Raw genomic sequence first — 22430 nt, 5'->3', positions numbered from 1 at the left:
TTGGTGGGGGATTGCAACGTACTACCTGTGGATAAACCTGTGCGTAAATTGTGTGTGAAACGGGGAATTGGCGTGTAGGCCGCGAACCTGCTGAGCTAGACCGTTTGTCACTGTTTTTCACTCGGGAAAAACGCTTCAGCGGATTTTTAAGGGCGCGAACCCTACCACAAAAAACCGCCTTGTCCGAACGCATTTGGCGACTTGTGTTCTGGCTGTACGCCGTTTATACAATCGAGCGGTGTCTCGCCATTCTTATCCTCCCAAAAGATGACAAAAAGACGGGAGGATTGTGGGAGCGGGCTTGCTCGCGAATGCGTTGTGTCAGGCAGCATCGATGTTGAACATGCCGCCGTCTTCGCGAGCAAGCCCGCTCCCACACGGGAATCGAGTCAGGCCGAGCGTTCTTCCTTATTAATAAAAACAGCAAGCAGAGGTCACCGGTGGAGCAAGAAGCGTGGCAGGTATTGATAGTCGAGGACGACCAGCGTCTGGCCGAACTCACCCGCGAATACCTGCAAGCCAATGGATTGCGCGTGGAGATCGAGGGCAACGGCGCGCTGGCGGCGGCGCGGATCATCAAGGAACAGCCGGACCTGGTGATCCTCGACCTGATGCTGCCCGGTGAAGACGGTCTGAGTATTTGCCGCAAGGTCCGCGACCGTTACGACGGGCCCATCCTGATGCTCACCGCACGCACTGACGATGCCGACCAGATCCAGGGGCTGGACCTCGGCGCCGACGATTACGTGTGCAAACCGGTGCGTCCACGGCTGCTGTTGGCGCGGATTCAGGCCTTGCTGCGACGCAGTGACACAGCCGAACCCCTTGCGGAAAAAAGCCGTCGCCTGCAGTTCGGCCCGCTGGTGGTGGACAACGCCTTGCGCGAAGCCTGGCTCAGCGACAGCGGTATCGAACTGACCAGCGCCGAGTTCGACCTGCTCTGGCTGCTGGTATCGAATGCCGGGCGGATCCTGTCTCGCGAAGAGATCTTCACCGCGTTGCGCGGCATCGGCTACGACGGCCAGGACCGTTCGATTGATGTACGCATCTCGCGGATTCGCCCGAAAATCGGCGACGACCCCGACCACCCACGACTGATCAAGACCATCCGCAGCAAAGGCTACCTGTTCGTTCCTGAAGCCTGCGTGGATCTTGCCCTGTGAACTCGATCTTCCTGCGCATCTACGGCGGCATGTGCGCGGCGCTGATTCTGGTGGCGGTGCTCGGCGTGCTGGCGCTGCACCTGCTCAATCAGGTGCGCAGCGAGCAGTACCGCGAGCGCCTGGCCCACGGCACGTTCTCGCTGATGGCCGACAACCTGCAACCGATGAACGAAACCGAACGTCATCGGGCGCTGCTGGTGTGGGAGCGTCTGCTGGGGATTCCACTGGCACTGAAGACGTTTTCCGAGACCGGTCTCGATCTGTCCCAGCGCACCCGTGTGCAGCGCGGCCAGGCACTGGTGGAGCAGACCGGTCCGCACGCGGCGCGGGTCTATCGGCTGGTCAGCGATAAAGAACAATTGGTGCTCACCGGTGACGTGCAGCAGATCAGCGAGCAATTGGCGCGGGCGACTATTTACCTGCTGGCCGATGAGCTGGTGCGCGTGCCGGTCGGCGAACAGCCCAGGCGGCTGGCGCAGTTAAAGGAAGAGAAGGGTTTCGGTTTCGACCTGCGCCTGGTCACGGTGGACGAGGCCGACATGGACGAAGACCAGAGCCGTCGGGTGTCCGAGGGCGATACGGTGATGGCGCTGGGCAAGGGGGGGGACTCGATCCGGGTGTTTGCCGGCATGGTCGGTACACCGTGGGTGCTGGAGATCGGCCCGCTGTATCAGATGAATCCCTACCCGCCGCAATGGTTGGTACTGATCGCCGCCCTCGGTCTGAGCCTGATCGGTCTGATCGTTTATCTGCTGGTGCGTCAGCTCGAACGGCGTTTGCGCGGCCTTGAAGCAGCGGCCACGCGCATTGCCAAGGGCAGCCTGGAAACCCGCGTGCCGGCCCGCGGCGCGGACTCGGTGGGGCGCCTGGCGTCAGCATTCAACGGCATGGCCGAGCACTTGCAGCAGTTGCTGGCCATCCAGCGTGAACTGGTGCGTGCGGTGTCCCATGAACTGCGTACGCCAGTGGCGCGCCTGCGTTTCGGGCTGGAGATGATCGGCTCGGCGACCACTGCGCAGGCGCTGGAAAAGTACCGTGAGGGCATGGACCACGACATCGAAGACCTCGATAAACTGGTCGACGAGATGTTGACCTACGCGCGACTGGAGCAGGGTTCCCCGGCGCTGACCTTTCAACGCATCGATCTTGATGCACTGGTCAATCAGGTGATCGAAGAGCTGGCGCCGTTGCGCGCCGAGGTCACGGTGCAGCGTGGGTTGTGTCTGTCTGCGGCGGACAACGACGGCGCCTGGGTCGAGGCCGAACCGCGCTTCCTGCACCGGGCGTTGCAGAACCTGGTGAGCAACGCGATGCGCCATGCGCGCTCGAAGGTCACGGTGAGCTATCAGGTCGGGCAGTTGCGCTGCCGGGTCGACGTCGAGGATGACGGGCCGGGTGTGCCGGAGTCGGCGTGGGAGCGCATCTTCACCCCGTTTCTGCGTCTGGATGACAGCCGCACGCGGGCGTCAGGCGGGCATGGTCTGGGGCTGTCGATTGTGCGGCGGATCATTCACTGGCATGACGGCCGGGCGCTGATCAACAAGAGCAAGAGTCTGGGTGGGGCTTGCTTCAGCTTGAGCTGGCCGAGGAATCAGGAACGCCGCTGAGCTTTGTGTGAGCAGGTCTGGCGCCTTCGCGAGCAGGCTCGCTCCCACAGGGGAGTGCATTTCAACGTGTGGGAGCGGGCTTGCTCGCGAAGGGGCCCTCTCAGGCACCGCAAATCTTCAGGCAGGAATGCTCACCAGACTCAACAACTGCCCGTCCTGCACACCAAATTGCGCCTCCAGTTCGGTGCCATGGCGCCACTCACCGGACAGATCGGTCAACAGCCGCAAACGCACCTGACCCTGCTGCGTCCACTCCAGTACCTCGGCGTGCTCGAAGTAGAAGCGCTTTTGCACGATCGGATACAGCGCCTTGAACAGGCTCTCTTTCACCGAAAACGTCAGCGTCACCCACAAGCCCAGAAGCTCGCGCGAACCGGCGGCCATGCGCTGCAGTTCCGCGGGGGTCAGGATCTCTCCGGCCAGCCGTTCGGCGCGGTCGCTGTCGAGCAGGTTTTCCAGGTCCATGCCCAGGCCGCGCCAGTGCTGTTTGTTGGCGACAATCGCTGCCGCGCGCCCGGTGCTGTGGGTGATCGAGCCGCAGATGTGCGCCGGCCAGACCGGCGCGCGGTCTTCGCCAATCGCCGGGATCACGCTTGAGCCTTCGAGCTGCTGCAGCGCGGCCCGGGCGCAGATCCGCCCGGCGAGAAACTCGGCCTGACGCTTGGCCACCGAGCGCTGAATGCTCGGCGGCGGCTCGATGGCGCTGCGCTGGAAATCATCGCCCAGCAGTTGTTTCGGGTCGAAACGGGTGCTTAGCAGAACTGTGTCGGACAGCACGTTTGGCAACGGCCAGTGGGCGTCGAGGGGGGTGCAGCAGCTGGGGAGGGTGGAGTTCATGGCGGGCATTTTGCCGGTTCACAGGGGCAAGGTCGAGATCGGCGGTGCGGCTTTCGCAAGCAGGCTCGTTCCCACATTGAATCTGCGCCGATCACAAATCCCTTGTGGGAGCGAGCCTGCTCGCGAAGGCCGCGCCGCAATCCATCAGCCAAAGATCTTCTGGAAGAACGCCTTCATGTCTGCCCAGGATTTTTCATCGGCGGCCTTGTTGTAACCGATATCCGGGCCACCGTGATCGCCGTGGCTCAAGCGATCGGCGTCGGGATTGGTGAAGCCGTGCTTGGCGCCGTCGAGGCTGACGAATTTGTAGTCGGCGCCGGCCTTGTCCATTTCACTCTTGAACGCGGTGACGTTGTCAGCGGTGACCATGCTGTCCAGTGCGCCGTGCTCGACCAGAATCTTCGCCTTCACACTGCCGGGCGTGGCCGGGGTGGTGGTCGCCAGTGCGCCATGGAAACTGACCACGCCCGCCAGCGGCTCGCCTTGACGCGCCGCGTTGAGCACCACGCCACCGCCGAAGCAGTAGCCGATGGCTGCGATTTTATTCACGTCGGTCTGCGGCTGCTTTTTCAGCAGGTTCAGTCCGGCCTCGAAGCGCTTGCTCGACGCGGCGGCATCCTTGGTCGCAGCCTGCATGAACGCCATCGCATCTTTCGGGTGCTCGGTGTTCTTGCCTTCGCCGTACATGTCGATCGCCAGCGCGCTGTAGCCCAGTTCGGCGAGGTCGCGGGCGCGACGCTTGGCGTAATCGTTCAGGCCCCACCACTCGTGCACCACCACCACGCCCGGGCGCTGGCCCTTGATCGCGTCGTCGTAGGCGTAGTAGCCGATCAGTTTTGTGCCGTCGGCGCTCTGGTAGGGAATCTCCTGAGTCTTGATCGCGGCGTTGGCCAGGCTGCTGGCAGCGAGCAGGGCGAGGGCGAGGAACAGGCGCATGGTCGGTCTCCTTGTTTGAAAAGTGGTCAGGACAGCCTAGTCGATTTGATTCAGCGCAGGTTCAGAGAGTGTTCAGGGGAGGTACAGGGGCAGGTCAGTAACCTTGCGCCATACCCAAACAGCACTGAGAAAGAGGAAACTCGATGACTCGTCTGAACAAACTGCTGCTGGCTTTCACCTTGTTGGGCTCCAGCATTGCGGCACATGCCGATGACACCACCAACTTCGCCGGCCTGACGTTCGGCCAGACCAGTGACAAGGTCAAAAAATCCCATGCGCTGAACGACAACCTCGGCCACCCGGACGCCAGCGGCGCGATCGATGGCAACAACACCTACGGCGTGCGCCTGGGGCAGCAAAATTCGCAAGGTCGCTACTACGCCACCTACGACAACGTGTCCGGTTCGCACAATGGCATTAAACTGCGCCAGGAAAACCTGCTGGGCAGCTACGATCTGTTCTACCCAGTGGGCGGCAGCACCAGACTGTTCGGGGGCGCAACGGCCGGTTTGACCAAATTGACTCAGGAGTCGCCAGGCTACAGCCGTGACAGCGACATCGGTTACGCCGTCGGCGGTCAACTCGGTGTGCTGCAGCAAGTGGCGCAAAACGTTTCGGTCGAACTCGGTTACCGTTACCTGATGAGCAACGCCAGCACTGAAATGAAAGAACGCGGCGGCAGCAAACAAGGCTCGCTGGATTTGACCAGCAGCGCCCAGACTTACCTGTCGGCCAACTACGCTTTCTAGAAAAGCGATTCGCTAGGGCAAGTGCCAGGCGAAATCAGGGTGGGAGCGGGCTTGCTCGCGAAGGTGATGGTTCAGTCGACATCTACGTTGACTGAACCACCGCTTTCGCGAGCAGGCTCGCTCCCACAGGTGTGTTGTTGGCGTTATCGATTTACCCGGGAGAGCGTTATGAAACTGTTGGTCGTCGAAGATGAAGCGCTGCTGCGCCATCACCTGCAAACCCGCCTGACGGAGAGCGGTCACGTGGTCGAGTCCGTGGCCAATGCCGAAGAGGCGTTGTACCAGACCGGCCAGTTCAACTTCGATCTGGCGGTGATCGATCTCGGCCTGCCGGGCATGGGCGGTCTGGATCTGATCCGGCAGTTGCGCTCGAGCGGCAAGACGTTTCCGATCCTGATCCTCACCGCGCGCGGCAACTGGCAGGACAAGGTCGAAGGCCTCGCCGCCGGTGCCGACGACTACGTGGTCAAGCCGTTCCAGTTCGAAGAACTCGATGCGCGACTCAACGCCTTGCTGCGCCGTTCCAGCGGTTTCACCCAGTCGACCATCGTTGCCGGCCCGTTGCTGCTGGACCTCAATCGCAAACAGGCGTCGCTGGATGAAGAACCGTTGGCACTGACGGCCTACGAATACCGCATCCTCGAATACCTGATGCGCCACCATCAGCAAGTGGTGCCCAAGGATCGCCTGATGGAGCAGCTCTACCCCGACGACGACGAGCGCGATCCGAACGTGATCGAAGTGCTGGTCGGTCGCCTGCGTCGCAAGCTGGAAGGCCCGGCCGGGTTCAAGCCGATCGACACCGTGCGCGGTCTCGGCTACCTGTTCAATGAGCGCTGCACTTGATTCGTTCGCTTCGTGTTCGCTTGATGCTCGCCGCCACCACGTTGGCGGTGTTGTTCATGCTCGGCTTGCTGCCGGCCATGCAGGGGGCGTTCAGCCTGGCGCTGCAGGATTCGATCGAGCAGCGGCTGGCCTCGGATGTCACCACGCTGATCTCCGCAGCGCGCATCGAGAACGGCCGCCTGATGATGCCGGCGCAATTGCCGGATGAGCGTTTCAATCTGACTGACAACCGTTTGCTTGGCTACATCTACGACCGCGAAGGCAAACTGGTCTGGCGGTCGAAAGGCACGCAGGAAGAGCAGATCAACTACAAGCCGCGCTACGACGGCATGGGTAACGAGTTCGCGCGGATCCGCGAAAGCAACGGTCAGGAATTCTTCGTCTACGACGTCGAGGTCAAACTGCTGGGCGGCAAAAGTGCAGCGTTCAGTATCGTTGCCCTGCAACCGGTGCGCGAATACGAAAACACCCTCGAAGGCCTGCGCGACAATCTCTACCTGGGCTTCGGCGCTGCGTTGCTGGTGCTGCTGGCGCTGTTGTGGATCGGCCTGACCTGGGGCCTCAAGGCGTTGCGCCGGCTCAGTCAGGAGCTCGACGAAATCGAAAGCGGCACCCGCGAAAGTCTCACCGAAGAGCACCCGCGCGAACTGCTGCGCCTGACCGGTTCGCTCAACCGTTTGCTGCACAGCGAGCGTCAGCAGCGCAGCCGCTACCGTGACTCACTCGATGACCTGGCGCACAGTCTGAAAACCCCGCTGGCGGTGTTGCAAGGGGTCAGTGAAGACATGGCCCAGCGTCCCGAAGATCGCGATCAGGCCTGGGTGCTGCAAACCCAGATCGAGCGCATGAGCCAGCAGATCAGCTATCAACTGCAACGGGCCAGCCTGCGCAAAAGCGGTCTGGTGCGCCATCAGGTGCGCCTGCAACCGGTGCTCAAAAGCCTGTGCGACACGCTGGACAAGGTCTACCGCGACAAGCGCGTGCGGGTGGCCTTCGATCTGCCGGATCAATGCTATGTGCCGATTGAGCAGGGCGCGCTGCTGGAGATGATGGGCAACCTGCTGGAAAACGCCTATCGCCTGTGTCTGGGCGAAGTGCGCATCAGCGTGCGCGAGACCCTGGCCGGCATCGAGTTGTGCATCGAGGACGACGGCCCCGGCGTGCCACCGAACCAGCGAGCGCGGATTCTGGAACGCGGCGAACGCCTGGATCGTCAGCACCCGGGGCAGGGGATTGGGCTGGCGGTGGTCAAGGACATCATCGAGAGCTACAACGCCAAGCTGGCGCTGGGCGATTCGCCGATGGGCGGGGCGGCGTTCAGGATTCATTTTCCTGCGGTCTAGTCGCAGGTCTTGCCGGCCTCTTCGCGAGCAGGCTCGCTCCCACACTGGATCGGCGGTGTTCACAGCCCCCTTGTGGGAGCGAGCCTGCTCGCGAAGGCGCCAGTCGGTTCACCGCGCCACTCACTGCTCCTGCGCCCGATAAGCCCCCGGTGTCAGCCCCGTCCACTTCTTGAACGCCCGATGAAACGCCGACGGCTCGGAAAAGCCCAGTTGCTCGGCAATCTGTTGCAACGACAGATCCGCCCGGCCCAAATGGTAAATGGCGATATCTCGCCGCAACTGATCCTTCAACTCCTGAAAACTGGTGCCTTCCTCGCGCAAATGCCGGCGCAGGGTCTGCGGGCTGATGTGCAGGTGTGCGGCCACCGCTTCCAGGTCCGGCCAGTGCGCGCTGTCGCGGCTGAGCAAGCGGCGCAGGCGGCTGCTCAGGCTGTCGCCGTCATCCGGTCGCGACAACAGGTCGGCGGGTGAGCGTTCGAGAAAGTGTTTGAGGGTGCGTTCGTCCTGCAACAGTGGCATGTGCAGATAGCGGCTGTGGAACAGCAGGCTGCTGTGCTCGGCAGAAAACACCAGCGGGCAGGGGAACAGCAGGTCGTATTCGGCACCGTGCGCCGGTTTCGGATAGCTGAACGTGGCCTGCTCCAGACGAATACGCTGGCCGATCAGCCAACTGCCGAGGCGATGCCAGATCACCAGCAGGCTCTCGCTGAGAAAGTGATCCGGGTCCCATAACTGCGAATCATCGAGGCTTAGCCGCACCCATTCGTCTTCGCGCTGCAGGCTCAGGCGCGGGGCCTCGGGGAATAGGCTATAAAACAATAAACCGCGTTGCAGCGCCTTCTCCAGATTGCGGCAGTGGATCAGGGCGTGGCACATCATCGCGAAGCTGCCGGGTTTGCTCGGTGCGTTGCCAAAGCCCAGGTATTCGTCATCAAGGGCCAGCCACAGGTTCTGCAACAGTTCGGTGAATTGCTCGGGGGCGATGCGTGCTCGCGGCTCATCCAGCAACTGCGGGCTGATGCCCAGCTGTTGCAGCAGCGGCAAATAATCGAACCCCGAACGGCGTGCGCCACCGAGGGCGGCACGGGCGAAATGACTGGCGATGGTACGTTCGCGCATAAGCGGCAGATCCTTCCTCAGGCGCCGGATGGTAGCCGGGGGCAGCATCGTCAACAAGGCGGATTTCCGCCAAATTGTAGGACGAGATCCGGCGAGTTGGCGGAAATCCGCCACACTGACGTCACCAGCAAGTGACAAAAAACTGCCTGCATGCCCTGATATCAAAAGGCTTGCAGGTAATTGCACCAAAGTGGCACGAGGTTTGCGATAAGAGCGACAGAAGTGTGCGTTTATCCCGTGGGTAAAGCGCCGCTCGACACAACAAATCCCTCCAGTGCAGGAGGGTTCGCAATTCAGGTTTTGCGGTCAACAGACGGATGTTGGTCGCGGGACGCTTGAGGAAGCTTGCAATGACGACTCGTCAGCCACTGTACAAATCCCTGTATTTCCAGGTGATCGTCGCGATCATCATCGGTATTGCCCTTGGTCACTACTACCCGCAGTTCGGTGTCGCGGTAAAGCCGCTGGGTGACGGGTTCATCAAACTGATCAAAATGATCATCGCCCCGATCATCTTCTGCACCGTGGTCAGCGGTATCGCTGGCATGCAAAGCATGAAGTCGGTCGGCAAGACCGGTGGTTACGCACTGCTGTACTTCGAAATCGTTTCGACCATCGCTTTGCTGGTCGGTCTGATCGTGGTCAACATCGTGCAGCCGGGCAACGGCATGCACATCGATGTCAGCACCCTCGACGCTTCGAAAGTCGCCACCTATGTGGCCCAGGGTGCTGATCAGAGCGTTGTCGGCTTCCTGCTCAACGTAATCCCGACCACCATCGTCGGCGCGTTCGCCACAGGCGACATCCTGCAAGTGCTGATGTTCTCGGTGATCTTCGGTTTCGCCCTGCATCGCCTGGGTGACTATGGCCGTCCGATCCTCGACTTCATCGATCGCTTCGCCCACGTGATGTTCAACATCATCAACATGATCATGAAGCTCGCGCCAATCGGTGCCTTCGGTGCCATGGCGTTCACCATCGGTGCCTACGGTGTCGGCTCGCTGGTGCAGCTGGGTCAACTGATGGCCTGCTTCTACATCACTTGCGTGCTGTTCATCCTGATCGTGCTCGGCGCTATCGCCCGCATGCACGGCTTCAGCGTGCTGAAGATGATCCGCTACATCCGTGAAGAGCTGCTGATCGTCCTGGGTACTTCCTCGTCGGAATCGGTACTGCCACGCATGCTGATCAAGATGGAGCGTCTGGGCGCGAAGAAATCGGTAGTGGGTCTGGTGATCCCGACCGGTTACTCGTTCAACCTCGACGGCACCGCGATCTACCTGACCATGGCCGCTGTGTTCATCGCTCAGGCCACCGACACGCACATGGACATCACGCACCAGATCACGCTGCTGGTGGTGTTGCTGCTGTCCTCCAAAGGCGCCGCCGGTGTGACCGGTTCGGGTTTCATCGTGCTGGCAGCCACTCTGTCGGCGGTCGGTCACCTGCCGGTGGCGGGTCTGGCGCTGATCCTCGGTATCGACCGCTTCATGTCCGAAGCCCGTGCCCTGACCAACCTGGTCGGTAACGCCGTGGCGACCATCGTTGTCGCCAAGTGGGTCAAGGAGCTGGACACCGATGTGCTGCAATCCGAGCTGGCCTCGGGCGGTCGCGGTATCGCCGATACTCGTCCTGAAGATGATCTGGGTGTGGCTGAAGGCCCAACCCCGAGCAATGTGAAGTAAGCATCGCTTGAATAAAAAACCTGCTTCGGCAGGTTTTTTATGGCCTGCGATTTGAGCATTACGGTCACTGCCGCTGACGTATCCGGTGATTGCTGTACGTGGCTTCGCTGCCTAGGCTGGAAGCATCGCTCAAGGAGATCGCCCATGTCCGCGCCGTTGGCTTCGCTGAAGATTCTGGATTTCTCGACCCTGCTGCCAGGGCCGTTCGCCTCGCTGTTGCTCGCCGATATGGGCGCCGAGGTGCTGCGCATCGAGTCCCCGACTCGCCTGGACCTGTTGCGGGTGTTGCCGCCGCACGATCGGGGGATGTCGGCCAGCCATGCTTACCTGAACCGCAACAAGCGCAGCCTGGCGCTGGATCTCAAGCAGCACGAGGCGCTGGAGGTGGTCAGGCAGTTGCTGACCGAATACGACATCGTGCTCGAACAGTTCCGTCCCGGTGTGATGGAGCGGCTGGGCCTGGGCTATGAGGCGCTGAAGGCGATCAACCCGAAGCTGATTTACGTGTCGATCACCGGTTACGGCCAGACCGGGCCGTACAAGGATCGCGCCGGGCACGATATCAACTACCTCGCCCTGGCCGGGCTTGCCAGTTACACCGGGCGTGCCGACAGCGGCCCGCTGCCGCTGGGCATGCAGGTGGCGGATGTGGCGGGCGGTTCACTGCACGGGGTCATCGGTCTGCTGGCAGCGGTAATCGCCCGGCAGCAAACCGGGCAGGGCACTCACCTGGACGTGAGCATGACCGATTGTGCTTTCAGCCTGCACGCCATGGCCGGGGCCGCTTACCTCGCTTGTGGCGAAGAACCGCATTGGGAGGATCAGATGCTCAATGGTGGCAGCTTCTATGACTACTACCGCACTCGCGATGGCCGCTGGCTGTCGGTGGGCAGCCTGGAACCGGGGTTCATGCAGCAACTGTGCACGGCGTTGGGCCGGCCGGAGTTGGCGGCGCAGGGATTGTCACCGAAACCCGAGCAGCAGACGTTATTGAAGGACGCGCTGAAAGTCGAATTCGAAAAACATGACTTTGCCCAACTGTGTGAATTGTTCGCCGGGGTCGATGCCTGTGTCGAACCGGTTTTGAATCTGAGCGAGGCAGTGCAGCATCCGCAGTTGCAGGCGCGCGAGCTGGTGACACAGGTGCCGCGTGGCGATGGTTCCAGCCAGGCGCAGATCGCCTGTCCGTTGAAGTTTGCCGAGGCGCTGCCGGCGCCGCGACATGTTGGCGCGGTGCTGGGACAGCATACGGAGCAGGTGTTGGGGGAGTTGGGCTTTGGATCAGAGCGGATTGCCGAGTTACGGCGTGCCAAGGTCATTCTTTAGCGTCTGTGCCGGCCCTTTCGCGAGCAAGCCCGCTCCCACAGGGGAACGTTCCAAATGTGGGAGCGGGCTTGCTCGCGAAGGCGTCGGCAGCGACAACACAAAACTGACTATTCGACGCGCATCTCACCACTGAACACCAAGGTGTTGCGGCAGCGCCGGCACAAATACCGTCGCCCCTGCCTGACCAGGCTATGACGCTGCGCCGAAAACGGAAAATCACTGTCGGCGCACGGGCATTTATAGATGTAGCGCGTCACGCTGCGGCGCTTGATTGCGTAGGTGTGGCAGCGATCCGGCGGCAGCTCGTAGACCCCGCGCATGATCAGTTGCCACTCCTCGCCGTGGGGCTGGATGCGGTCGCCGAACAGTTGATGGGCGATCAGGTGCGCGACCTCATGGGCCACGGTCTGTTTGAGGAAATGTTCGGTGTTTTCCCGGTACAGCTGCGGGTTGAAGCGCAGCAGGTTCTCGTGCAGATGCGCGACACCGGCTTTTTGCCCGCGCAGCTTGAGGCTGACGACGGGGCGTTGGAAATGACGTTTGAAAAAGGATTCAGCGAGTTGGTAACAGTCTTCGACGCGGGTATTGAGTTGCTCGGGCATGCTTGATGGATCTCCAGAGGCGTCGAGTATGCCGCAACCTCCAGGACTTGCGAATCGCTGACCTGCCGAATGGTCATCCGCCAAACGAGAAGGCCGCCTTGCGGCGGCCTGTATTGGCAGATCTTGTTTTTCTCGGGGGTGAATCATGTCAGTTGGTATACACCGGCCCCACGCCGAGGCCCCAGACAATCACGGTGAACGCCATGATGGCCACCAGCACCACCAGACCCACCGCCAGCACTGAGCTGGAGAACAGAAAACCTTCGTCCGACGGAATGTTCATGAACGTCGGCAGCCCGACGTACAACAGATACACCGTGTAGCAGATGGCCGCCGTGCCGACGATCATCCCCAGCCACATGTGCGGATACAACGCCGCCAGCCCGCCGACGAACAGCGGCGTCGCGGTGTAAGTGGCGAACGCCACGCAACGCGCCAGGCTCGGGTTGGCGTCATAGGTGCGGGCCATCCAGTGTACGAAAGCGCCCATGACCGCGACCCCGCCGAGCATCGCCAGGTACGACATCACGGTCATCCAGATGGCGCTCTCCACGGTGAGCATCACCGGGGCGCGGTTGCCGATCACCCAGCCGACCTGAGTGGTGCCGATAAACGCCGAAACGGCGGGAATCGCCGCCAGGATCAGCGTGTGCGTCAGGTACATGTGGCTGATGCTTTCCTCTTGGTCGCCACGGATTTCCTTCCATTCCTGATCGGGGTGGGTAAAAAGTCCCACTACGTGATGGATCATGCCAGTCACTCCTCTTGTTATTGCCATCGCCCCCCAGCGGAGCGCCTACGGGCCAAGGTGGCCGAGCAAATACAGGTCTTCAGATGTGTGCGACCTTATGTCGCAGTATAGAAAGGACTTAACCGCACAGGGACTAGGGGCTTAGAGCAAATCGCGCTGTAAACACAGGGCTTAATCGCCGCAGGCTCTTGCGATCATGTGGTGCAGGATTACTAGGGCTCCCTCACAACATCGGCAGACAGCCAATGCGACCGCGGCCCTTCGCCCCCACGGCGTTTTTGCGTAAAATGCCGGCCTTTCGTCACACCTCACGGATTTCGCGTCATGGGCACTCTTACGGTCAACCAGAACAAACTGCAAAAGCGCCTGCGCCGCCTGGCCGGCGAAGCGGTCGCCGATTTCAACATGATTGAAGACGGCGACAAGGTCATGGTCTGCCTGTCCGGGGGCAAGGACAGCTACACCATGCTCGACGTGCTGCTGCACCTGCAGAAGGTTGCGCCGATCAAATTCGAGATCGTCGCCGTGAACATGGACCAGAAGCAGCCGGGCTTCCCCGAGCACGTGCTGCCGGCCTACCTGAAAGAGCTGGGCGTCGAGTACCACATCGTCGAGAAGGACACCTATTCGGTGGTCAAGGAATTGATCCCGGAAGGCAAGACCACCTGCTCGCTGTGCTCGCGCCTGCGTCGCGGCACGCTGTACACCTTCGCCGACGAAATCGGCGCGACCAAAATGGCCCTGGGTCACCATCGCGATGACATTGTCGAGACGTTCTTCCTCAACATGTTCTTCAACGGCACCCTCAAGGCGATGCCGCCGAAACTGCGCGCCGATGACGGGCGCAACGTGGTGATCCGTCCGCTGGCCTACTGCAACGAGAAAGACATCCAGGCCTACTCGGACCTCAAGGAGTTCCCGATCATCCCGTGCAACCTGTGCGGTTCGCAGGAAAACCTGCAGCGTCAGGTGGTCAAGGAAATGCTCCAGGACTGGGATCGCAAGACCCCGGGCCGCACCGAAAGCATCTTCCGCAGCCTGCAGAACGTGGTGCCGTCGCAACTGGCCGACCGCAATCTGTTCGACTTCACCAGCCTGAAGATCGACGAGACGGCGGCTTCGCGCTTCGTTAACGTCGTTAACTTGTAAACACCTTCAAATGTGGGAGCGAGTCTGCTCGCGAAAGCGGTGCGTCATTCAACTGATGTGTTGACTGATACTCCCACTTCGCGAGCAGGCTCGCTCCCACATAGGGTTCTTTGTTTCATTCAACAGGAGAGGGCATGCGCGATTACAAGTGGCTGCACGAATACTGTCTGAACCGCTTCGGTTCGGCGGCTGAACTGGAAGCCCATCTGCCCGTTCCCAAGACCCCGGCGCAATTGCGCAAGATCAGCGACGACCGCTACCTCTCGACCATGGCCCTGCGCGTATTCCGCGCCGGGCTCAAGCACAGTCTGGTGGACGCCAAGTGGCCGGCCTTCGAAGAAGTGTTCTTCAGGTTCGACCCGGAAAAAGTCGTGCTGATGAGCGCCGAGCACCTTGAGCGCCTGATGCAGGACGCGCGGATCATCCGTCACCTGGGCAAGCTCAAGAGCGTGCCACGCAATGCGCAGTTCATCCTCGATGTCGAGAAAGAGAAGGGTAGTTTTGGTGCGTTGATCGCCGACTGGCCGGTGACCGATATCGTCGGTCTGTGGACTTACCTGAAAAAGCACGGTCATCAACTGGGCGGCTTGTCCGCGCCACGCTTCCTGCGCATGGTGGGCAAGGACACGTTCGTGCCGAGTTATGACGTGGTCGCGGCGCTGAATGCGCAGAAGATCGTCGACAAGGTGCCGACCAGTTTGCGTGATCTGGCGATTGTGCAGAATGCGTTCAACCAGTGGCATGAAGAGAGTGGCGGGCGGCCGATGAGCCAGATTTCGATGATGCTGGCCTACACCGTCAACCATTGATACCGCATCGTCCCATTCGCGAGCAGGCTCGCTCCCACATTTTGGAATGCATTCCCCTGTGGGAGCGAGCCTGCTCGCGAAGGCGTCCGCTCAGGCGACGGAGACTTCGCCTTCGCCAGCCAACTTGCGATTCAACTGATACCGCCACCGCACATACAGCAGCGCCGAGCAGAACAGCGCCAGGCTCGCGACCATCTCCAGCACCCCGAACAGCTGTCGGCTCGGGTCATAGGCCGCCAACGCGCCCTTGATGAAATACAGATTCACCACAAAGCACATCCACGAATGCCCACGAGCGCTGCCCATGATCATCGCGGGCGCAAGGACGATCCACGGGATCAGTTCGACCAGCAATATCACCCACGGCCGCGCGCCGTGCAGGTCGGCGAACACCAGATAGTAAGCGGCAAGCAGCCCGGCGAGGCCGAAGAAGCACAGCAGGCTGATGAGCCGCATCGCCTTGACGCGGGGTTCGAGCCACTCGATGGAGGGCAGGATTTTCGGCTTCTTCGCCACCCCTCAGCCCTCCAGTTTTTGCGCGGTCTTGGCCAGACGCAGACCCAGTGCGCGACACAGCGCCACCTCGTGGGCATCCAGGCCGCTTTTACCGTCAGCCCCGGCATGATGGCTGGCGCCATACGGCGTGCCGCCGCCCTGGGTTTCCAGCAGTGCCGACTCACTGTACGGCAGGCCGGTGATCAGCATGCCGTGGTGCAACAGCGGCAGCATCATCGACAGCAGGGTGGTTTCCTGGCCGCCGTGCAGGCTGGCAGTGGAGGTGAACACGCCGGCCGGTTTGCCGACCAGGGCGCCGGTCAGCCACAGGTTGCTGGTGCCGTCGAGGAAGTACTTGAGCGGCGCGGCCATGTTGCCGAAGCGGGTCGGGCTGCCAAGGGCGAGGCCGGCACAGTTCTTCAGGTCATCGAGGGTAGCGTAGAGCGCGCCTTCCTCGGGGATGTCCGGGGCCACCGCTTCACACTCGGTGGAAATCGCCGGCACGGTACGCAGGCGTGCTTCGAGGCCGGCCTGTTCGACGCCGCGGGCAATCTGCCGGGCCATCTCGTTGGTCGAGCCGCTGCGGCTGTAATACAGCACCAGAATGTACGGCGCGCTCACGGCAGCAACTCCAGAATCTGCTCCGGTGGACGGCCGATCACGGCCTTGTCGCCGACTTCGAGAATCGGCCGTTCCATCAGTTTCGGGTGCGCGGCGATGGCGGCGATCAATTGCGCCTCGCTGAGGCTGGCGTCGGCCAGCTGTAGCATTTTGTATTCATCTTCTCCAGTGCGCAGCAGTTGCCGCGCGCTGATGTTCAGCTTGCCGAGCAAGGCCTTGATTTGCGCGGCGTCCAGCGGGGTTTCCAGGTAGCGCACCACGTTCGGGGCCAGGCCACGGGCCTCAAGAAGTTCGAGCGCACCGCGGGATTTCGAGCAGCGCGGATTGTGATAAAGCGTCAGATCGGTCATGGCGGGTCGCTTCTGGCGTAAAGTGGCGGCTATTCTAACTGTGCAGCGCGCAATCCAGAACCTTCAGAGGCGATGGGTCGCAGGCGCATTCAATTTTTGACCAGGGAACACGACATGACACGGCGATTGGCAGCGGCATTGACGATGATCGGGGCGTTGATGCTGGGGGGCTGCGGGAACGACTACGGCACTGACCAGAATGGACAGAAGGTGGCGTCAGAACGTCTGGACAAGCAATGGGTCGTGCTCAATTACTGGGCCGAATGGTGCGGCCCGTGCCGCACGGAAATTCCCGAACTCAATCATTTGGCAGACGAGTTGAAAGGCAAGAACATCGGCGTGTTCGGGGTCAACTTCGACAACGTGCAAGGCGAGGATCTGAAGTCTGCCAGCGAGAAGCTGGGCATCAAGTTCACCGTGCTGGCGCAGGATCCGGCGGACCTGTTCGACCTTCCGCGCAGCGAGGCCTTGCCGGTGACTTACATCATCGACAACAAGGGCAAGGTGCGTGAGCAGTTGATGGGGGAACAGACGGCGGCGGGAGTTTTGGCCAAGCTGGAGGCGTTGCAGGCTGCCAAGTAGAACACGTGAGGTTTTGTGGTGAGGGGATAAATCCCCTCGCCACAGGGTAGTCTCAGCAGCTGAGGATTAACCCTCTTCCAGCCACCAGCGCAACGGCTTGCCTTCAGCCGGCCAGAAGCGCATCTGTTCGATCGGCGAGATGTCCCAGCGCTCGACACCTTGCAGGGCCTGCAGGAAGCGTTGTTCCTGCTCCATCAGCGCTGGCGCGCAGAGTTTGCGGGTCTTGCCGATCGGGCCGAAGCTCAGCTTGTCGCCATCGAGGGTGTACGGCGCGAACCAGTGGTTGCAGCCGCCGTTGCCATACGCGCGGCCATCGTCGCCGAGGGTCACGGTCAGATGGCTGTAATCCATCAATGGCCGCTCGCCAATCCATTCCAGAATGTAGCTGCGGTTCTGCTGCAATTGCACAGGCTCTGCGGCACAGCCCACCAGAGCGGCACCGACCAGCAAGGGCAGGGCAAGGCGTTTCATCACGCAGGCTCCTGGCATTTCGGGCAGAGGTGCTTGTCGCCGACGGCTTTCCAGCCCAGCTCGGCGATGCGCGCGGTGGCAGCCGGTTTCTCGGCGGTCTTGCCCAGCTTGGCGTCGACCGCGAACTCGAAGTTCAGCTCTTTGGCGCAGCTGTCGCAGTTGACCTGCCAGGTGTGGATCGCCAGTTCGCCGAATACCGGGCCGGTGGTCATCGCGGTCCATTGGCCCGGCGGATTGATCAGGTGGCGCACGGTGTCGACGGTCAGGCGCATGGACAAGTCCTTGCTGCCTTTGAGGGTGACCAACAGGACGTCACCGTTGCGGATCGAGCCACCATTGCCGGTGACCTGATAGCGGCCCGGTACGAGGGCGCGGCATTCGGTGAGGGTGTGTTGCGGGTTCATCAGGGTGTAGCGGAAATCGTGTTCGACCATGGGTCCTCCAAATATGCGCGACATGCTAGCACGGGCTTGATTGCAGGATGGCGTACGCGTGCGACCTTCGATCCGGTTCAAATTGGTTGACGCTCATGGCAAACTGCCGCCCTTCACTCTGAGGGAACGGAACATGGCGCTGATCGAATGTTATGAATGCAAGCGGAGTATCAGCTCTGAAGCGAAGGCGTGCATTCATTGTGGTGCTCCGAGGGCGCAGCAGCACGAGCGCACTCCGGCGCAAACAGCGGCAGCCGCCGCAACAGCGACCATTTCATTTGGCAGCCTGCCGCGCAATAAATCCGTGCCCGAGGCGTTTGTCCCGCCGCCAGCCCCCGAGCCCGCGCCGAGAGCGACACCCGCTGCGGTCGGTCGCCGCCGTCGGCAATCGGAATCAGCACCAGTCCCTCAACTTCAGGCCAACGCCGACGGTTCGCGTCCGGTGGAAGGCTGGTTGAAGATCATGGTGTTTCTGCTGCCGATGGTCTTTGTCTGGTTCCTGCTGCGTAACGGTCACTCGATGAAGCAGCGCTTTTTCGGGTTTGGCTGGCTGGCGCTGCTGATCCTGGCCTCGTCGCTGTCGCCCAAATAGTCGACAAGCCTTCAGCCTTCGACCTGGTTCTGCGGCGCGCCTGCGGCCCAGGTCGCGATGTTGTGCAGAGTGGTCGCGGCAATCGCGCCCAGAGCTTCATGGGTCAGAAACGCCTGATGCGCGGTGATGATCACGTTTGGAAACGTCAGCAACCGCGCCAGCACATCGTCCTGCAACGGCAGGTCGGAGCGATCCTCGAAAAACAGCTGCGCCTCTTCTTCATAGACATCCAGACCCAGATACCCCAGTTGGCCGTCCTTCAAGGCGTCGATCAGCGCCGGTGTGTCGACCAGCCCGCCGCGCCCGGTGTTGATCAGCATTGCTCCGGGTTGCAGGTGCGCCAGTGACTCGCGGTTGATCAGGTGTTTGCTCTGCGCGTTGAGCGGGCAGTGCAGGCTGATGATCCTCGACTGCGCCAGCAGTTCCGGCAGGCTCAGATAACGCGCGCCCAATGCCACAACCTCAGGGTTGGGGTACGGGTCATAGGCCAACAACTCACAACCGAAACCGTGCATGATTTTCGCGAACGTGGCGCCGATCTGCCCGGTGCCGACAATCCCGACGGTCTTGCCCACCAGATCGAAACCGGTCAGGCCATGCAGGCTGAAATCACCTTCGCGGGTGCGGTTGTAGGCGCGGTGCAGGCGCCGGTTGAGCGCCAGAATCAGCGCCACGGCATGTTCGGCCACCGCATGCGGCGAGTAGGCCGGCACCCGCACCACGGCCAGCCCGAGGCGTTTCGCCGCGACCAGATCGACATGGTTGTAACCCGCCGAGCGCAGGGCGATCAGCCGTGTGCCGCCGGCGGCCAGGCGCTCGAGCACCGGTGCACTGAGGTCATCATTGATGAACGCGCAGACCACGGCGTGCTGCTCGGCCAGGGCTGCCGTGTCGAGACTGAGCCGGGCCGGCTGAAACTGCAGCTCGATACCGGCCGGGCAGTCAGCAGCGAGGAAACTGTCGCGGTCGTAGGTCTGGCTGCTGAAAACGATCGTGCGCATGCATTCCTCCTGGAGCGGGGTGGCGAGTCAGCGTTGACTCGCTCTCACTTTAGCGTGCGATAGCGCGGGCGACATTGCCGTGGATCAGGCGCTGATCCTGGCTTGCGCCGCGAGGCGATTGATCGCCCGCTCCAGTTCTTCCAGCGCCGCCACGGCTTTGGGGTCGCCCTGTTTGAGCAGAGTTTCACTGCGCTGACAGGCCGCGCGCAACTGCGGTACGCCGCAATACCGGGTTGCACCGTGCAGGCGATGCACGCGTTCGATCAGCGCGTTCTGGTCACGGGCTTCGCTGGCGGTGCGAATCGCTTCACGGTCGGCTTCCAGCGAAGCGAGCAGCATCGCCAGCATGTCTGCGGCCAGATCGGCCTTGCCAGCGGCCAGGCGCAGGCCTTCCTCGTGGTCGAGCACCGGCAGTTCGTGGCTGCCCGCTGCACTGTCGCTGACCCGCTCCGGTCCCTGATTGCGCAAGGCCAGACCGGTCCACTTCAGCACCACTTGCGCCAGTTGCCGCTCGCTGATGGGTTTGGTCAGGTAATCGTCCATGCCGCTTTGCAGCAAGGCGCGTTTCTCGTTGGCCATGGCATGGGCAGTGAGGGCGACGATCGGCAGCGGCGTGCAATGCCGTTCGCTTTCCCACTGGCGGATGGTTTCAGTGGTCTGACGCCCGTCCATGCCCGGCATCTGTACGTCCATCAGCACCAGATCAAAGGATTCGGTTTGCACGGCTTTGACGGCGGCGTAACCGCTTTCGACGGCGAGCACTTTGGCCCCCATGTCTTCGAGCAGGGTCTGCACCAGCAACAGGTTGGCCGGGTTGTCGTCGACGCACAGCACTTTCGGCGCACGGCTCGACAGCGGTTCGCCCGGTTCGTTGCGCGGCTGGCGCGGGTTGGCCAGATCCGCCAGCGCCCGGCGCAGTTTGCGCGTGCAGGCCGGCTTGGCCTGCAGTTGACTGTGCGGGTTGGGCACCGACAGGTGGAACAGCGTCTGCTCGGTGGTTGGGCACAGCACCAGCACTTTGCATCCCAGGTGTTCGAGATCCCAGATGTGCTGGTTCAGGCGCTCCGGGAGCATGTCGTTGCTGGTGATGCCGAGCACGGCGAGGTCGATCGCCTGATCGGTCTGGTGGGCGCCGGTGACGCCATTGGTCAGGCTTTCCAGGGTGTTGAATGGCGTGACGTCGAGGCCACAGTCTTCCAGTTGATGCTGCAGGGCCTGACGCGCCAGTTCGTGATTTTCCAGCACTGCCACCCGGCGCCCGAGCAGCGGCGGGGCGGGAAGGTCGTCGGTGTCGTCGCGGGTTTTTGGCAGGCTCAGGCTGATCCAGAATTCCGAGCCTTCACCCGGGGTGCTGTCGACGCCGATTTCGCCGCCCATCTGTTCGATCAGGCGCTTGGAAATCACCAGGCCAAGGCCGGTGCCACCGGGCTGGCGCGACAACGAGTTGTCGGCCTGGCTGAAGGCCTGGAACAACGCGCGCACGTCCTGACTCGACAGGCCGATGCCGGTGTCCTGAATGCTGATGCGCAGTTGCACGCTGTCTTCATGCTCTTCTTCGAGCATGGCGCGGGCGACAATGGTGCCTTCGCGAGTGAACTTGATTGCGTTGCTGACCAGGTTGGTAAGGATCTGCTTCAGGCGCAGCGGATCGCCGACCAGCGACAGCGGCGTGTCGCGGTACACCAGACTGACCAGTTCAAGCTGTTTGGCGTGGGCTGCCGGCGCAAGAATCGTCAGGGTGTCCTGCAACAGGTCACGCAAGTTGAACGGAATATGGTCGAGCACCAGTTTGCCGGCCTCGATCTTCGAGAAATCGAGGATCTCGTTGATGATCCCCAGCAGGCTGTCGGCGGACTTTTCGATGGTGCCCAGATAGTCGAGCTGGCGCGGGGTCAGTTCGCTTTTCTGCAACAGGTGAGTGAAACCGAGAATGCCGTTGAGCGGCGTGCGGATCTCGTGGCTCATGTTGGCGAGGAACTCGGATTTGATCCGGCTCGCCTCCAGCGCCTCTTTGCGCGCCAGGTCCAGTTCGATGTTCTGGATCTCGATGGTTTCCAGGTTCTGGCGCACGTCTTCGGTGGCCTGATCGACGCTGTGCTGCAGCTCTTCGCGAGCATTCTGCAGGGTCCCGGCCATGCGGTTGATGCCCGAGGCCAGCTCGTCCAGCTCCTGACTGCCGAGCGGCGGCAGACGGGTTTCCAGATGACCGTCCTTGAGCTGGGCGACCGCGTGTTTGATCTGGCTCAGCGGGCGGTTGATGGTGCGGCCCATGCGCAACGCGAGCAGGGCTGCGCCGGCAAGGCCAGCGGCAATCAGCAGCAGGCTGGCAAACAGGCTGCGGTAACCGCGCAACAGCATGCCGTTGTGCGACAACTCCAGTTCGACCCAGCCGAGCAGGCGCTCGGATTCTTCCGGGATCAGGTCGCCGGCAAGGTTGCGATGCTTGCCGAACACCGGCATCAGGTAACGGGTGGCGTCATTGCCACTGCGCCGTTGCAGTTGTGCACTGTCACCGCTGGGCGCCTGATTGAGCATGGTCGGGCCGGCGTGCGCCAGCGGTGTGCGGTCGGGGGCGAGGAAGGTGACGGCGCGCACGTCGGGCTGCTCGAGGGACTGCGTGGCGATGCGTTCCAGCAGGTCGGTGTTGCCGTGACCCATGGCGGGCGCGACCAGAGGGGCCAGTTGTTCGGCGATCATCTCGCCGCGCTGCATCAATTGGGTCTGCAGGTCGGACTGTTGCATCCAGGTGAAATAGCCACCGAGCACCAACGCCATCAGGCTGGTTGGCAACAGGGTCAGCAACAATACGCGACCTTTGATTCCCAGTTTCTTGAGCACACCCATCTCCTGCATCCCGCTGAACTGTTGACTCGCACGTGCGTCCGGCACGCGGCATGGGCGCAGTGTAGCGATTTGCAGGCAGGCAATCTTCGGAAAAATCATCTCGGCATCGGTCGGCCCG

General features: G+C 61.8%; 23 protein-coding genes. 11 read left to right on the top strand and 12 right to left on the bottom strand.

Going from position 1 to position 22430, the window contains the following annotated elements:
• The first annotated feature begins 440 nt into the window (after positions 1-440).
• Both AC1UK9_RS20800 and AC1UK9_RS20795 read left to right on the top strand, forming a co-directional pair.
• A complete protein-coding gene (locus AC1UK9_RS20800) occupies positions 441-1163 on the top strand; it encodes a response regulator (protein WP_102354197.1) in 723 nt (240 codons plus the stop codon).
• Positions 1160-2770 (top strand): ATP-binding protein, encoded by a 1611-nt coding sequence (locus AC1UK9_RS20795; protein WP_025112936.1) that lies wholly within the window; start codon positions 1160-1162, stop codon positions 2768-2770. The genes AC1UK9_RS20800 and AC1UK9_RS20795 overlap by 4 nt, the downstream gene beginning before the upstream one ends.
• A 117-nt stretch (positions 2771-2887) precedes the next feature.
• Here the strand turns inward: AC1UK9_RS20795 and AC1UK9_RS20790 are convergent, their stop codons facing one another.
• Entirely contained in the window at positions 2888-3607 is a 720-nt protein-coding gene (locus AC1UK9_RS20790; RefSeq protein WP_482578398.1) for a 4'-phosphopantetheinyl transferase family protein, read from the bottom strand.
• A gap of 144 nt (positions 3608-3751) precedes the next feature.
• Positions 3752-4543 carry a dienelactone hydrolase family protein gene (locus AC1UK9_RS20785; protein WP_025112938.1) on the bottom strand — a complete coding sequence of 264 codons (792 nt, stop codon included), beginning with the start codon at positions 4541-4543 and terminating at the stop codon, positions 3752-3754.
• Between the two features lie 143 nt (positions 4544-4686).
• Between AC1UK9_RS20785 and AC1UK9_RS20780 the strand changes: the two genes are divergently transcribed.
• The 3 genes from AC1UK9_RS20780 (at position 4687) to AC1UK9_RS20770 (ending at position 7481) form a co-directional block, all read left to right on the top strand.
• Complete coding sequence (locus AC1UK9_RS20780) at positions 4687-5292, top strand: membrane protein (RefSeq protein WP_025112939.1); 606 nt, start codon at positions 4687-4689, stop codon at positions 5290-5292.
• A 168-nt stretch (positions 5293-5460) separates the two neighbouring features.
• Positions 5461-6138, top strand: coding sequence for a response regulator transcription factor (locus AC1UK9_RS20775; protein ID WP_025112940.1), 678 nt, complete (start codon positions 5461-5463; stop codon positions 6136-6138).
• Positions 6135-7481 carry an ATP-binding protein gene (locus AC1UK9_RS20770; protein WP_025112941.1) on the top strand — a complete coding sequence of 449 codons (1347 nt, stop codon included), beginning with the start codon at positions 6135-6137 and terminating at the stop codon, positions 7479-7481. Before AC1UK9_RS20775 ends, AC1UK9_RS20770 begins: the two co-directional genes overlap by 4 nt.
• A gap of 120 nt (positions 7482-7601) precedes the next feature.
• Here the strand turns inward: AC1UK9_RS20770 and AC1UK9_RS20765 are convergent, their stop codons facing one another.
• Complete coding sequence (locus tag AC1UK9_RS20765) at positions 7602-8600, bottom strand: AraC family transcriptional regulator (protein ID WP_473013283.1); 999 nt, start codon at positions 8598-8600, stop codon at positions 7602-7604.
• 350 nt (positions 8601-8950) lie between these two features.
• Between AC1UK9_RS20765 and AC1UK9_RS20760 the strand changes: the two genes are divergently transcribed.
• Together AC1UK9_RS20760 and AC1UK9_RS20755 are read left to right on the top strand one after the other, a co-directional pair.
• Positions 8951-10285 carry a dicarboxylate/amino acid:cation symporter gene (locus tag AC1UK9_RS20760; protein WP_025112943.1) on the top strand — a complete coding sequence of 445 codons (1335 nt, stop codon included), beginning with the start codon at positions 8951-8953 and terminating at the stop codon, positions 10283-10285.
• Between the two features lie 144 nt (positions 10286-10429).
• Entirely contained in the window at positions 10430-11611 is a 1182-nt protein-coding gene (locus AC1UK9_RS20755; protein WP_482578397.1) for a CaiB/BaiF CoA transferase family protein, read from the top strand.
• Positions 11612-11718: 107 nt separating this feature from the next.
• On the opposite strand, the gene AC1UK9_RS20750 is transcribed toward AC1UK9_RS20755, so the two are convergent.
• Entirely contained in the window at positions 11719-12213 is a 495-nt protein-coding gene (locus AC1UK9_RS20750) for a SprT family zinc-dependent metalloprotease (protein ID WP_025112945.1), read from the bottom strand.
• A gap of 148 nt (positions 12214-12361) precedes the next feature.
• A complete protein-coding gene (locus tag AC1UK9_RS20745; protein WP_007917515.1) occupies positions 12362-12964 on the bottom strand; it encodes a Yip1 family protein in 603 nt (200 codons plus the stop codon).
• Positions 12965-13288: 324 nt separating this feature from the next.
• Here AC1UK9_RS20745 and ttcA point away from each other — a divergent pair, with 324 nt between their 5' ends.
• Together ttcA and AC1UK9_RS20735 are read left to right on the top strand one after the other, a co-directional pair.
• Positions 13289-14113 carry a tRNA 2-thiocytidine(32) synthetase TtcA gene (gene ttcA, locus AC1UK9_RS20740; RefSeq protein WP_025112946.1) on the top strand — a complete coding sequence of 275 codons (825 nt, stop codon included), beginning with the start codon at positions 13289-13291 and terminating at the stop codon, positions 14111-14113.
• A gap of 134 nt (positions 14114-14247) precedes the next feature.
• Positions 14248-14922, top strand: coding sequence for a DNA-3-methyladenine glycosylase I (locus tag AC1UK9_RS20735; RefSeq protein ID WP_473013282.1), 675 nt, complete (start codon positions 14248-14250; stop codon positions 14920-14922).
• Between the two features lie 90 nt (positions 14923-15012).
• Here AC1UK9_RS20735 and AC1UK9_RS20730 read toward each other — a convergent pair whose 3' ends face one another.
• From AC1UK9_RS20730 to arsC, 3 genes are read right to left on the bottom strand one after another with little or no spacing between them, the layout of a single operon-like run.
• A complete protein-coding gene (locus tag AC1UK9_RS20730; protein ID WP_482578395.1) occupies positions 15013-15438 on the bottom strand; it encodes a DUF2069 domain-containing protein in 426 nt (141 codons plus the stop codon).
• A 3-nt stretch (positions 15439-15441) separates the two neighbouring features.
• Positions 15442-16038, bottom strand: coding sequence for an NAD(P)H:quinone oxidoreductase (wrbA, locus tag AC1UK9_RS20725; protein ID WP_025112949.1), 597 nt, complete (start codon positions 16036-16038; stop codon positions 15442-15444).
• Positions 16035-16388, bottom strand: a complete 354-nt coding sequence (gene arsC, locus AC1UK9_RS20720) for an arsenate reductase (glutaredoxin) (protein ID WP_025112950.1) — start codon at positions 16386-16388, stop codon at positions 16035-16037. The genes wrbA and arsC overlap by 4 nt, the downstream gene beginning before the upstream one ends.
• A gap of 114 nt (positions 16389-16502) precedes the next feature.
• Between arsC and AC1UK9_RS20715 the strand changes: the two genes are divergently transcribed.
• Entirely contained in the window at positions 16503-16970 is a 468-nt protein-coding gene (locus AC1UK9_RS20715; RefSeq protein ID WP_025112951.1) for a TlpA disulfide reductase family protein, read from the top strand.
• Between the two features lie 66 nt (positions 16971-17036).
• Here AC1UK9_RS20715 and AC1UK9_RS20710 read toward each other — a convergent pair whose 3' ends face one another.
• Positions 17037-17441 carry an META domain-containing protein gene (locus AC1UK9_RS20710; RefSeq protein ID WP_007968709.1) on the bottom strand — a complete coding sequence of 135 codons (405 nt, stop codon included), beginning with the start codon at positions 17439-17441 and terminating at the stop codon, positions 17037-17039.
• Positions 17441-17875: a hypothetical protein gene (locus tag AC1UK9_RS20705; RefSeq protein WP_025112952.1), complete on the bottom strand. Its 435-nt coding sequence runs from the start codon at positions 17873-17875 to the stop codon at positions 17441-17443. Before AC1UK9_RS20705 ends, AC1UK9_RS20710 begins: the two co-directional genes overlap by 1 nt.
• A gap of 133 nt (positions 17876-18008) precedes the next feature.
• Between AC1UK9_RS20705 and AC1UK9_RS20700 the strand changes: the two genes are divergently transcribed.
• On the top strand, positions 18009-18467 hold the full coding sequence (locus tag AC1UK9_RS20700; RefSeq protein WP_025112953.1) for a hypothetical protein: 459 nt from the start codon (positions 18009-18011) through the stop codon (positions 18465-18467).
• 11 nt (positions 18468-18478) lie between these two features.
• Here AC1UK9_RS20700 and AC1UK9_RS20695 read toward each other — a convergent pair whose 3' ends face one another.
• Together AC1UK9_RS20695 and AC1UK9_RS20690 are read right to left on the bottom strand one after the other, a co-directional pair.
• A complete protein-coding gene (locus AC1UK9_RS20695; RefSeq protein ID WP_482578394.1) occupies positions 18479-19468 on the bottom strand; it encodes a 2-hydroxyacid dehydrogenase in 990 nt (329 codons plus the stop codon).
• Positions 19469-19552: 84 nt separating this feature from the next.
• Positions 19553-22306: a response regulator gene (locus AC1UK9_RS20690; RefSeq protein WP_473016021.1), complete on the bottom strand. Its 2754-nt coding sequence runs from the start codon at positions 22304-22306 to the stop codon at positions 19553-19555.
• Positions 22307-22430 lie beyond the last annotated feature (124 nt).

The organism is Pseudomonas sp. AK-TSAG1-1, assembly GCF_056821665.1.
The sequence above is the reverse complement of the archived record's forward strand: the minus strand, read 5'-3'. Positions and strand labels throughout refer to the sequence as shown.

Bases quoted from the DNA above. Each gene is read 5' to 3' on its own strand.
- AC1UK9_RS20780 (WP_025112939.1), top strand. From the start codon at position 4,687: ATGACTCGTCTGAACAAACTGCTGCTGGCTTTCACCTTGTTGGGCTCC.
- AC1UK9_RS20715 (WP_025112951.1), top strand. From the start codon at position 16,503: ATGACACGGCGATTGGCAGCGGCATTGACGATGATCGGGGCGTTGATG.
- AC1UK9_RS20745 (WP_007917515.1), bottom strand. From the start codon at position 12,964: ATGATCCATCACGTAGTGGGACTTTTTACCCACCCCGATCAGGAATGG.
- AC1UK9_RS20760 (WP_025112943.1), top strand. From the start codon at position 8,951: ATGACGACTCGTCAGCCACTGTACAAATCCCTGTATTTCCAGGTGATC.
- arsC (WP_025112950.1), bottom strand. From the start codon at position 16,388: ATGACCGATCTGACGCTTTATCACAATCCGCGCTGCTCGAAATCCCGC.
- AC1UK9_RS20790 (WP_482578398.1), bottom strand. From the start codon at position 3,607: ATGAACTCCACCCTCCCCAGCTGCTGCACCCCCCTCGACGCCCACTGG.
- AC1UK9_RS20735 (WP_473013282.1), top strand. From the start codon at position 14,248: ATGCGCGATTACAAGTGGCTGCACGAATACTGTCTGAACCGCTTCGGT.
- AC1UK9_RS20785 (WP_025112938.1), bottom strand. From the start codon at position 4,543: ATGCGCCTGTTCCTCGCCCTCGCCCTGCTCGCTGCCAGCAGCCTGGCC.
- AC1UK9_RS20710 (WP_007968709.1), bottom strand. From the start codon at position 17,441: ATGAAACGCCTTGCCCTGCCCTTGCTGGTCGGTGCCGCTCTGGTGGGC.
- AC1UK9_RS20695 (WP_482578394.1), bottom strand. From the start codon at position 19,468: ATGCGCACGATCGTTTTCAGCAGCCAGACCTACGACCGCGACAGTTTC.
- AC1UK9_RS20755 (WP_482578397.1), top strand. From the start codon at position 10,430: ATGTCCGCGCCGTTGGCTTCGCTGAAGATTCTGGATTTCTCGACCCTG.
- AC1UK9_RS20750 (WP_025112945.1), bottom strand. From the start codon at position 12,213: ATGCCCGAGCAACTCAATACCCGCGTCGAAGACTGTTACCAACTCGCT.
- AC1UK9_RS20700 (WP_025112953.1), top strand. From the start codon at position 18,009: ATGGCGCTGATCGAATGTTATGAATGCAAGCGGAGTATCAGCTCTGAA.
- AC1UK9_RS20775 (WP_025112940.1), top strand. From the start codon at position 5,461: ATGAAACTGTTGGTCGTCGAAGATGAAGCGCTGCTGCGCCATCACCTG.
- AC1UK9_RS20705 (WP_025112952.1), bottom strand. From the start codon at position 17,875: ATGGTCGAACACGATTTCCGCTACACCCTGATGAACCCGCAACACACC.
- AC1UK9_RS20765 (WP_473013283.1), bottom strand. From the start codon at position 8,600: ATGCGCGAACGTACCATCGCCAGTCATTTCGCCCGTGCCGCCCTCGGT.
- ttcA (WP_025112946.1), top strand. From the start codon at position 13,289: ATGGGCACTCTTACGGTCAACCAGAACAAACTGCAAAAGCGCCTGCGC.